The organism is Psychroserpens sp. SPM9 (genome assembly GCF_025153525.1).
In the GTDB taxonomy this organism is placed as follows: Bacteria; Bacteroidota; Bacteroidia; order Flavobacteriales; family Flavobacteriaceae; genus Psychroserpens.
Genome location: NZ_JANZNR010000001.1, coordinates 658,367 through 671,240, shown reverse-complemented (window position 1 = coordinate 671,240; position 12,874 = coordinate 658,367). Strand labels below are relative to the sequence as shown.

Sequence of the window (12,874 nt, the reverse complement as noted above, 5' to 3'; positions counted from 1 at the left end):
TGTCCACATTATAAACCTTGCTTGTTATGAATAAAATTATCTTATTTATTTTATGTAGTCTGTTTTTTCAAAGCGCTACATCTCAGGTTATTTACGAAACAATTGAGTCTTCTAAAATAGGGACCTCTAGAGAGATTAAAATCCAATTGCCTAGAAACTATGATGCCGAAGGGGATATTTTGTATCCATTAATTATTGTCTTGGATGGCGATTATTTATTTGAACCAATGATTGGAAATGCCGATTATCACTCCTATTGGGGAGATATGCCTAGAGCCATAGTTGTTGGAGTTAATCAAGCAAAAACGAGAGATGCCGATTTGTCTTATAGCGATGAAACTAATTTCCCTTCAGACGAAGGAGGATCACAATTTTTTGAGTTTATAGGAATGGAGTTGATCCCGTATCTTAATAGTAATTATCTAACCTCAGAGTTCAGAATTGTTGTTGGGCATGATCAAAGTGCTAATTTCCTTAATTACTGGCTCTTTAAAGATAAGCCGTTGTTTAGAGGTTATATTGCTTTTAGCCCCGATTTATCTCCAGAAATGGCTACGCGATTACAGGAAAAACTGTCGACTACCACTGAAGACACCTTTTATTACTTAGCTACAGCCGATAATGACGTGAAAAGCTTAAGAGAAGATATTTTAGCCTTTCATACAGGTTTAAGTGCGATTGATAATTCTAAATTGCATTACAGATTTGACGATTTTACCGATGCCGATCATTACTCTTTAGTTGGTTTGGGGATTCCTAAAGCGATCAATGAAATATTTGGATTATATAAACCCATTAGCCGAAAAGAATATCAAGATAAAATGCTCACTTTTGAAGGAAGTCCTTATGAGTATCTTATGAAAAAGTATGAAGACATTGAGTTTTTCTATGGATTTGAAAAAAAGGTCGTCGAAAATGATCTTAGAGCTGTTTTAGCCGCTAGTAAAAAGAAAAATGACGAAGAGTCACTCAAGAATTTGTCAAAACTTGCACGAAAAGAATATTCGGAATCTATGATAAGTGCTTATTATTCAGGGCAGTATTACGACTTTATAGGCAATACAAAAAAGGCACTTCAAAGCTATCAATCTGGCTTATTGTTGGAAGCATCTGAGTTTATTTCTAAAGACATGTTATTAGATTTAATTTACGATATTCAGGATCAGGATTAACAAAATTGTGCATTTCATCGAATAAATTAGTAGTTTAACTTATTTTAGGTATATTTACTGTCCCTAAATTAACCTACTTAAAGATGAAAAATACCTACCTTTTTATCTTCTCTTTGTTGTTGTGCTTACAAGTTTCGGCGCAAGTAACCTATGAGAAATTTGAATCCCGAAAGCTTAACTCTACACGACAATTAAAGATTAAGCTCCCTAAAAACTACGACCCAGAATCAGAATTAAAACATCCTGTTATCATTGTTTTTGATGGCGAATATTTATTTGAACCTGTTAGTGGTCAAGTGAGTTTTCAAACGCATTTTGATGAAATGCCAGAGTCAATAATAGTCGGTATTATTCAAGGTGAAGAACGTTTTTATGACAGCTATTTTGATGAGGTTTCTGGGTTGCCGTTTGAATCTGGTGACCGCTTTTATAAGTTTGTCGAGCAAGAATTAATTCCGCATATAGATGCCAACTATAATACCAGTAAATTTAAAGTTGCAGTTGGTCATAACCTTATGGGCAATTTTATGAATGCCTTTTTATTTCATGAAGAACCTGTTTTTCAGGCTTATATAAATTTGAGTCCAGATTTTAAAGGGACTATGCATGAAAATGTTGCAACCCGTTTACAATGGTTAGAAGACGATATTTTCTACTATATGGCAACTTCAGATAAAGATATCAAATCCATTAGAGAAACCGTTAGAACCACAAATGAGCAGCTAAAAACCATTGATAATCAGCACTTGACCTATTATTATGATGAATTAAAAGGTGATACGCATTACCAGTTGGTTACAGGTGCTTTGTCTAAGGCTTTGGATAAAATTTTTGAATTGTATAAACCATTGGATGATAAAGAACTCAATGAAAAAGTAGTTCCTTATGAAGGTACTTTAGACGATTATATTGTAGACCGTTACAAGCGTATTGATGATCTCTTCGGAATCTTTAAACCCATTTCTGAAAAAGAACTGGAGCAATTAATTACTGTGGCCGAAAAACGCGAAGACCTTGAATCGGTTTATAAAATAGGAAAGCTTGCCAATAAATTGAACCCTAATTCTTCCTTCGGAACTTACTATATGGCGCTTTATGCAGAAAAACTAGGTAAGACTAAAAAAGCCCTTAAGTTATATGAAACGGCATTGGGCTTAGAAGATATGGCACATATCGATAGAGAATTTATTATGTCGCATGTTGAAGGCTTGAAAGTGGTTGAAGATGACACCGAAATAGAAGATGAGGATGATGAAGAAAACTAAACTTAGCATATATTCGACCGACTATTTTTTTGAATGGCTCTATCGTAAAGCCAAGCGATTTATATTTTCAAATCTCCATTCAAAAATTGTAACGCTTAAAATAATAGCGATCATGAGTTGGTTTAAAGATATCAATTAAAAAATCTTAATTTAGCTGAAATTTAATTCAAGATTTCCACAGTCGTGGAAGATGAATATGGCTAAACTTAAAACAACTTTTTTTTGTCAAAATTGCGGTTCTCAATACTCTAAATGGCAAGGACAATGTACTGCTTGTAAAGCATGGAATACCATTACCGAAGAGGTGATTCAAAAACCGGAAAAAAGTGATTGGAAAACTTCGTCTTCGGCAAAAAAACAAGTGTCTAAACCGCTTAAAATTAATGAAATTGACACCTCTCAAGAAGCCAGATTAAATGCCATCGATCAGGAGTTTAATCGTGTGCTTGGTGGTGGTTTAGTGCCAGGATCTCTAACACTTTTAGGAGGTGAGCCAGGCATTGGAAAAAGTACATTGTTGCTTCAAATAGCGTTAAAATTACCTTATAAAACCTTATATGTTTCAGGAGAAGAGAGTCAAAAACAAATAAAAATGCGTGCCGAACGTATTCAACCTGAGACCAACAATTGCTATATTCTTACCGAAACAAAAACACAGCTTATTTTTAAGCAAATTGAAGCACTAGAACCAGATATTGTTGTGATAGATTCTATTCAAACACTTCATAGTGATTATATCGAATCGTCTTCTGGAAGCATTTCTCAAATCAAAGAATGCACCACAGAGCTCATTAAATTTGCTAAAGAAACGGCAACACCTGTGATTCTCATTGGTCACATCACCAAAGATGGCACTATTGCCGGACCAAAAATTTTAGAACATATGGTCGATACCGTACTTCAGTTTGAAGGCGATCGTAATCATGTGTTTAGAATACTCCGAGCCAATAAAAACCGATTTGGATCTACCAACGAATTGGGTATTTATGAAATGCAAGGCTCTGGCTTACGGGAAGTGTCTAATCCTTCAGAAATATTGATTTCTCAAAAAGATGAAGAATTGTCGGGTAATGCTGTTGCAGCAACTTTAGAAGGAATGCGTCCATTGCTCATTGAGGTGCAAGCCTTGGTAAGCACTGCTGTTTACGGAACACCACAACGAAGTGCAACAGGTTTTAATGCTAAACGACTTAATATGTTACTTGCAGTTTTAGAAAAGCGGGCAGGATTTAGGTTGGGTGCCAAAGATGTCTTTTTAAACATTACAGGTGGCATCACTGTTGACGATCCGGCAATTGATTTGGCCGTTGTTGCTGCCATTTTATCTTCCAATGAAGATGCCGCAATTCAAAAGGATTTTTGTTTTGCTGCCGAAATCGGTCTGTCTGGCGAAGTACGTCCTGTTCAACGTGTTGAACAACGTATTTTGGAGGCCGAAAAACTTGGGTTTTCAACCATTTTTGTGTCTAAATACAACAAGATTTCATTAAAGAACACAGGAATCAAGATTCAGCTTATTTCTAAGATAGAAGATTTAGTAGATTATATCGTTTAAATCTCTGTTTTTAGTCGATTCCACTCACAAATCAACGTTGTTTTAAGTCGTTTATAGTTTGCGAATTACATTTCATCTAATTTCTCAAACACTTCATCTAAATAGCACTGTGAGTGCATTGTCCAATTGCCTATAAATCGTACTATTGTACTGTATATGAGGTGAATTGAAATGTTTGATTTACAGCATAAACGAATAGATGTCCCTCTAAACAAATCTATCAGACAACAAAAGTCTAAAATTAACCATTGTGCTATGAAGCTAAAACTACTACATACAGTATTTTTTCTAATACTCTTTGCTGTACCGCAATTTTCTTTGTCTCAAGATACCGATAACGATGGCTATGTAAATGCCTCGGATGCCGATGCTGATAACGACGGTATTCCTGATATTGAAGAGCAAGGTAGCGCTATTCCTAGCGGACCAGAATGTGGAGGAGAAGTCAATTTTGATTTTAATGCGATTCCTACAGAAGAGTCTGGCGATGGAAACGCAGCCACTTTATTAGAAGGGGAAGTGTTTCGATTTGCAAATGTTGGCACCGGAGTTGATATTTTAGTAACCCTTGTTGATTTTGTTGGTGCTACAGTTACCACCTTAGACGATAACTCTAGTAATCCTACGTATTTTAAACCAGGTGTTCAGTTTTTAAATATGGTGCCTAGCCAGGAAGCCTATGTAGAGTTTAATTTGCAATTTGTAGAATCAGGAACCACAACGCCAGTGGTTGTACCCGAAGTATTTATTAACCTTAATGATATTGATGGAAATACAACCTTGTCTGAAAAAGATAAAGTACAAACTCCAACAAGTTACGCTATTGATAGTCCGACCAATGTAACCATAACCGAAGAAGAAAACTTTTTAGTAGCAACATCAGGAAATATCAATTACCCAGGAACCTCTAATGCGAATCCCAATATAAATATTGCGGCACGTTACTATGACTTGTCTAGTTATACTGTGCGCTTGGGGATTTTAGCTCATAATAATATTAATTATGTGGTTAGAAATTACAGTTTAGAGTTTTCGTGTGTGACCAATTTTTTTAATCCGCAGGTGGTGTTAGCCGATTCTGATGGTGATGGTATTGCAAATTATTTAGATATCGATTCAGATAATGATGGTATTCCAGATAATGTTGAAGCACAAACAACAACGGGTTACTTACCACCTTCAGCAACTGTAAATGCTTCAGGAATTCCAAGTAATTATGGAACAGGTCTCGTGCCTGTAGATACAGATGGTGATGGTATTCCAGATTATCTTGATCACGATTCAGATAATGATGGGACTTTAGATATTTTCGAAAACGGAATGGGAAATACACTTTCTGGATTAGATGCCGATAATGATGGTTTAGATGATATTTTTGAAACGAACGGTATAAATGATGCCATTTTTGATGTGAATGAAGATCTTGATAATCCGTCAACTTTACCTGATTCTGATAGCGATTTACTTAGTGGAGGTGATGTAGATTATCGTGATTTGTTTGATACCAATCCGCCTATAACTGCAGCTTTAGATTTTGATGGAATCAACGATTATTTAACGTGTAGAGGCTTTGTTGATGGCTTGAGCCAGATAAGCCTTATGGCTTGGATTAAAATTGATCCTTCAGCATCAGGAACCATGACTATTGCTGGTGAAGATCAAAGTTGTCGCTTATTTATCGAACACGGAAATACATTAGGATTTCAGACTAAAATCGATGGAAATATAACCCGTTCAGTAACAGGTGCTGTTATCAATACTAATGAATGGCACCATGTCACAGGCGTGTATTCGTCTGTAACTGGACGTATTGAATTGTATATTGATGGTGAATTGTTTGGATTTAATACCGTAACAACAGGAGCAAATATTGATGTTACTTCAGCTAGTAATGGTGCTTTTGAAGTGGGACGACGTTCAAGTCATATTGCTAATAAAGAATATTTTAATGGTGAAATAGATGAACTAAGAGTATTTGATAAAGCTTTGTCTGTAGATCAGATTCAGCAAATGGTGTTTCAGGAAATTACCAACAATTCAGGCAACGTAAAAGGAACACTTATCGATAAAGATATTGTAGATTTTACAAATGCGTCTAAGGTCGCTTGGACAAGCCTTTTGGCTTACTATCCTATGTCTGATGTCAAAGGAAATACCTTAAGTGATTTTTCGCTTTATTCGAGAGCGCTTACGATTACTAATATTAGGTCGTTGCAAGCGCAAACAGCGCCAATGCCTTTTGAAACGATTTCTGATAATGATTGGAGTCAAACAGCAACCTGGTTACATGGAGCCGTTTGGGATATTGAAGATGCAACTACAAATAAAGATTGGAGTATTGTACATATTAAAAATGACGTCACATCTGCAAATTCACATATGCATTTAGGACTGATGATTGACACCAATAAAAAACTTACAATTCAAGGGAATCATAAAGTTGAAAATGCGTGGTATTTTGAACTTAATGGAACGTTAGATCTCAGCGATGATTCACAGCTTATTCAAGGTGCTAAAAGCGATTTGGTTACCTCCTCTCAAGGTCAGATTTTAAGACGCCAAGAAGGAACTGCTAATGTCTATTGGTATAACTATTGGGCGTCACCAGTAGGAACCCAAGCCGCAACGACTTTAAGTGATAATAATACAGGTCTAAACAATGCCAATAACAGTAGTTATAGATTGAATTTACTCAAAGAAAATGATGGGTCTAATGTGCAGTTTACAACGGCTCACCATCAAACAGGACATGTGAGTACGCGTTGGTTGTACACTTACAAAAATGGTGTCACATATAATGATTACACAGCGATCAATCAACATACAGACCTTCAGCCAGGTATTGGTTACACTCAAAAAGGAACCGGAACAACAGCTTCAGAGCAACAGTACTTATTTCAAGGTAAACCAAATAACGGAACCATAGCCATTAATGTTACAGATACGGGCGGAAATGGTTCAGTACCAGCAGTTTCAAGAACAGATTATTTGTTAGGAAACCCTTATCCTTCAGCTTTAGATATTCATGCCTTTATTGATGATAATGCAGGTGTTATTGGAGGCTCAATTCAGCTTTGGCAACAATGGAGTGGAAATTCACATGCTTTAAACGATTACAATGGTGGTTACGCTGTTGTTAATAAGATTGGCTCTGTAAGAGCATCGCAATTTGTTGGTCTCGACGGAGGGAATAGTGGTGCGCAGGAAGGCACAAAATTACCAACACGATATCTGCCAGTAGCGCAAGGGTTTCTTACTGAAATTGTTTCAAACGGAACCGTTGTTTTTAAAAATAGTCAAAGAGTTTTTGTTAAGGAAGAAGATGCAAACGGAACGTCAGATACAGGATCGGTATTTTTAAGAACAGCAGCAAGTTCAAATGTAAATGATACGACTTCCGAAGAAAATGAAGTGATGCAAAAAATTCGTCTGGAGTTTTCATCTGTAGATGGACCATCGTCACGTCGCGAATTATTATTAGGGTTTAGTACATGGACTTCAGATGGCTATGACTATGGTTATGATGCCAAGAATTCAAATGAAAACGACGATGATTTAAACCTCATTTTGAATGACGAATTGATGATGATTCAATCTTATGGACCGATTTCAGAAGATAAAGCAGTAGCATTAGCGCTTCGTACATCGGGTGATTTTAACTACAGGATTAAAGCGACAGTATTAGAGCACATTGCAGAAGATCAAGCTATATTTTTAAAAGATAATTGGACAGGCACTTATTTTGATTTGAAAAGTGGAGAAGCCTATGAGTTTAATTCTGAAGAAGGAACGTTCTATAATAGATTTGAAATAGTATTTCAAACTGAAAGCACTTTGTCTACAGAAGTGACAGATATTGATGCAACTCTAATTTATTTTAATAATAGCACAAAGACTTTATTTGCTAAAGGACTTCAAGCGAATGTTCAAGAACTCGTGATCGTTAATATGCTTGGTCAAACTGTTAGAGATTTTAAAGAGCTTTCGGCTCAAGATTTAGAACAAGGTTTAGAATTAAAAGGCTTGAATTTAGGAGCTTATGTGGTGTGTTTAAAAACAAATCAAGCTGTCAAAACGAAAAAAATTATAATTCATTAATAAGTATATTTCAGGTGTTTTAAGAATGTCGTTTATCGATGTTTTTTGTGCTTCATTTTAGGGTGCTTTCAGTTAGTCGACACTAATTGGTGTTTTGACGAATAGTATAATGCTTCTTTTTGTGCTTATTTTTCTATGCATTAATATTGTATGAGATATAATAAAACTACATCATGAGTTTTATCGTATGTATCAACACTTCCCTCAGAGTAAATCCATTTAACTAAAGATTTTATTTTAGAACATAAAACGTATAGTCCCAAACTATCAATACTTTATGTTATGAAAATAAAATTACTTTTTCTTTGTTTAATATTCTTGAGCTTAGGTTATTCTGGGAGGTCGCAAACCAATTCGCCAAGTATTCAATCTGGAGTTACTTTCCAGTGGAGTGATAATCAAACTCATAAAAATCATTCTGCAACCATAGAAAGCATAACGGTTAATGGTACTTTATACTATAACTTTGGAGTGCCTTCAGCTTATGAATTAACGCAATTGGGACCCGGAGGACATAACAAGAACAAAATTAGATTAAATGGTACGGTCGTAGAAAGCACGAGTTCAAGTGCAACTTGGGGTGTTTCGGCATTAACTGCTTATCAATCTTTGAACTTAAACAACTACTTTGAGACGAATGGAAATGGCGATAATATTTGTGATGATTATGATGCCGAAAACTCAACAGATGCCCAACGTCAAACTTTATTTTATGGCGCAGGGATTAAATCAAACTCTAGTGGTTTAATTGCAATTACTGAGCGTAATTCTAATAACTGTTACCACCTTGAGTTTTTTGGAATTCCATTTGGAGGCACAACCGAACAATCGCTTGGTGAAACTTTTGTTAATCAAGGAAATACCGAATACGGTTTTGGTGGCACAGGATCATCTAATAACTTAGGAACACCTGGAGCTGTAAATCCGCCAATTGCTGGATCAGATTATTGGTTGAGTGACCGTGTTGTAGATACAGGTGGAACTATTGGTATTGCGCTGTTTTATCTTGATGATATTGCGCCTTTTGGTTCTACAATTACTAAAGTACAATTAACATCATCTACTGTTGATGATGGTGACGGAAAACTTTTCATTATGACATTTCCAGATGTCGATCAAGATTCTTTAAGTGATATTGACGATTTAGATGATGACAACGATGGGATACTAGACGTTGTTGAATCTGGTGGTATTGACCCTTCTGCAGATCATGATATTGATGGCATCCCAAATTATAAAGATGCCGATTTTTGTACTTTAAATAGTTCGGGAGTTTGTGCTCATCTTGATTTCGATTCAGATGGAATACCAAACCACTTAGATTTAGATAGTGATAATGATGGTATCACCGATGTACTCGAATCAGGTGGAACTGATAAAGATAATGATGGACATGCCGATGGTGTTATTGGAAAATCTGCAATTACTTTTGGGGTTCCTGCTACTGCTGGTACAGGTACAATTCCTACCAATACAGATGGTACTGGAAATGATGATTATCTCGATATTGATGCAGATGATGATGGGATTCCAGATAATATCGAAGCGCAACCAACATTAACTTATATCTCACCAAGTGGAATTGGTACTTCTATGACCGATAGCAATGGTGATGGAGTTGATGATAATTACGGAACCACACTAAAACCTGAAGACACCGATTTTGATGCTGTTTTTGATTATCTAGATCTAGATTCAGATAATGATACTATTCCTGATATTCAGGAAAATGGCATGGCAAACACCCTTTCTGGAAATGATACTGATGCTGATGGTTTAGATAATAATTTTGAAACCAATGATGTTAATGATAGCTTTCTAGACGTCAATGAAGCGATTGAAAATCCTTCAGATTTATCTACGTTACCTGATACGGATGGCGATTTATATTCAGGAGGTGACTTAGATTATCGCGATTTATTCAATATAAACCCGCCAGCTTCCGCAACATTAGATTTTGATGGGATTAATGATCATGTGGTTGGGACTTCAATATTTTCATCAGTGTCTCAATCTAATACCAATGGTGTTACGCTAATGGCTTGGGTTAAAAGTGATTCTGATACCTCAGATTTAAACAAAAAGTTTGTTTTAGGAGAAGATAATGCCATCGAAGTTTTTATTACCGATGAAGCAATTAGAGCTAAAATAAGCTACGTTAGTTCTAATAATACCACATCAAGTAAGAATGTGTATAGAAGTACAACCGGAATTGCACGTCATATATGGAGACATATTACAGTTAGCGTGTCTTTCTCTGAAAATAGAGCCTATTTACTTTTAGATGGTGAAGAAGTGTTTTCGGTAAGTTTGATTGATGCCGTCGCCTTTGAAAGTTCAATAACTCCTGAAGAAGAACTGTTTAGAATGGGGAATTCTAAATCGCTTTTAGCTACAGAATTTTTTAAAGGTGCCATAGATGAGGTTAGAGTTTTTAACCTGCATTTATCCGAAGATGAAATTAAAACAATAGTATATCAAGAGATTGAAAACAATGCAAGTCAGGTTCGAGGATCTGTAATTAAAAATAATATGGATGCTGTAAATTGGTCTGACTTAGAATTATATTATCCGCTTACTGATGTCAAAACTAATATCATTTTAGACCAATCTTCAAAAGCGAATGATGCCAAAATGTTTAACATCACAACCATTGAAGAACAAACGGCTCCTATGCCATTTCAAACCAAACAAAACGGAAACTGGAAAGATAAATCGACTTGGTTACATGGGTCAGTTTGGTATGTGCCTGCAGATGAGGTTACACAAGCTGCAACTTTTGGTAATGATGAAGTGGTTACCTGGGGAATTTATCATATTAAACATGATGTAGAATTTACTACATCACTGTCAAAGCCAAATAGTCCAGGGTTTTATGAAGGTTTATTGGCACTAGGTGTTATCGTTGATAGCAATGCTGTGCTTTCAGTTGGAACTTCAACTATAGATCTACAACTCAATATTTCAAAATATTTACAACTTGACGGAACAATAGATCTTTTAAATGATTCTCAACTAATTCAAGGCTCAAAAAGTGATCTGGTAACGTCAGCTACAGGTAAAATTTTAAGACGCCAAGAGGGTAATTCTAGTGTGTATTGGTATAATTATTGGGGATCTCCAGTGGGAGCGCTTCAGGCAACATCACTAACAGATAACAACCTCAATACGACCAATACCAACAACTCTATTTACAAGCTAAATATGCTGAAAAAAGGAGATGGAAGTCAGGTGCAATTTACGAATGCCTATAACGAAACAGGTAAAGTAAGTACGCGATGGTTATACACTTATAAAAACGGAGTAACTTATTACGATTATGAAGCGCTCAACCAAAACTCAGCTATAGAACCTGGTATTGGGTATACCCAAAAAGGAACGGGTACTTCAGCTTCTAGCCAGCAGTTTATATTTGAAGGCAAGCCAAATAACGGTACTATTGCTATAAACGTTACCGATACAGGTGGAAATGGATCTGTACCAGCCCAGTCAAAAACAGATTATTTATTAGGAAATCCTTATGCATCTGCTTTAGATGTGCATGCATTTATCGATGCTAATGAAGGTGTTATTGACGGAACATTACAATTGTGGCAACAATGGAGTGGAACTTCTCATAACCTAAATGAATACGATGGTGGCTATGCTCAGGTTAATAAATTAGGTTCGGTAAGAGCCTACCAGTTTGTTGGTATTGAAGGCGCTACTAACGGAAATCAAGATGGCACCAAATCACCTACTAAATACTTGCCTGTCGGACAAGGTTTTATGGTTGAAATTGTGGCCGATGGCACCATTGTATTTGAAAATGACCAACGTATCTTTATTAAAGAGTCTGATGCGAATGGAAGCTATAAAGATGGTTCAACATTTTTTAGAACTGCGGCAACTACTTCTGAAGCTGAAACGACTTCCGAAGATCCTATCGATGAACAACTCATGCAAAAAGTACGTTTAGAATTTAGTTCAGTAGATGGTCCTTCCACACGACGCGAACTTCTTTTAGGCTTTAGCGAGTTTACCTCAGATGCTTACGATTATGGATATGATGCCTTAAATGTAGAGGCCTATGCCGATGATCTTAACCTTAACTTTGAAGATAAATTAATGACCATGCAAGCTTATGCTGCAATTACTCCAGAAAAAATAGTGCCATTAACGTTGCAAACTTCAGGGAACTTTAATTACAAGATTAGAGCAACTCAATTTGAAGATTTTGATGAAAATCAAGCCATTTATCTAAAGGATAATTTAACGGGTGCTTATTTTGATTTAAAAAATGAACAAGCTTATGAGTTCAGCTCTGAAGCAGGTTCGTTTAGCAATAGGTTTGAAATTGTATTTCAAGAAGAAGCCTCTTTATCAACTGAAGACGATACGTATCAATTCAACTTAATTTATTTTAATAACGATACCGATAAGTTGTTTGTCAAAGGTCTTCAAACCAATGCAGAACAGTTAATGGTTATTAATATTTTAGGACAAACTGTTAGAGAATTTGCCGATGTTAGTGCGCAACGTTTAGACAACGGATTAGAAGTGTCAAACCTTAGTACAGGAACCTATGTGATCTATATCAAAACGGCAACAACTATAAAAACGAAAAAGGTTATTATTAATTAATAATCGTTTAGATACCTACAAACCGCTAAAAGAAGCAAGTGTTTTTTAACCTTGCTTTTTTTTATTGACGTCTTAATCTGAGCGCATAAATAATCAATGCAGATTTTAATAGGTGTGACTTTTTAGAAATTTAAGGGTCTTAATACTAGTACCTTATGTCA

General features: G+C 35.8%; 5 protein-coding genes. All 5 read left to right on the top strand.

All coding sequences use genetic code 11. The annotated features are described in order from the left end of the window. Window positions 1-26: 26 nt before the first annotated feature. The 5 genes from N4270_RS02910 (at window position 27) to N4270_RS02890 (ending at window position 12,713) form a co-directional block, all read left to right on the top strand. The gene (locus tag N4270_RS02910) at window positions 27-1,172 is read left to right on the top strand and encodes an alpha/beta hydrolase (RefSeq protein ID WP_260095297.1); all 1,146 of its coding nucleotides are present in this window, start codon (window positions 27-29) and stop codon (window positions 1,170-1,172) included. 83 nt (window positions 1,173-1,255) lie between these two features. Next, the gene (locus N4270_RS02905; protein WP_260095296.1) at window positions 1,256-2,437 is read left to right on the top strand and encodes an esterase family protein; all 1,182 of its coding nucleotides are present in this window, start codon (window positions 1,256-1,258) and stop codon (window positions 2,435-2,437) included. Between the two features lie 196 nt (window positions 2,438-2,633). Next, entirely contained in the window at window positions 2,634-3,992 is a 1,359-nt protein-coding gene (radA, locus tag N4270_RS02900) for a DNA repair protein RadA (RefSeq protein WP_260095295.1), read from the top strand. 255 nt (window positions 3,993-4,247) lie between these two features. Beyond that, a complete protein-coding gene (locus N4270_RS02895) occupies window positions 4,248-8,090 on the top strand; it encodes a LamG-like jellyroll fold domain-containing protein (RefSeq protein WP_260095294.1) in 3,843 nt (1,280 codons plus the stop codon). A gap of 282 nt (window positions 8,091-8,372) precedes the next feature. After that, a complete protein-coding gene (locus N4270_RS02890) occupies window positions 8,373-12,713 on the top strand; it encodes a LamG-like jellyroll fold domain-containing protein (RefSeq protein ID WP_260095293.1) in 4,341 nt (1,446 codons plus the stop codon). Window positions 12,714-12,874: the final 161 nt, after the last annotated feature.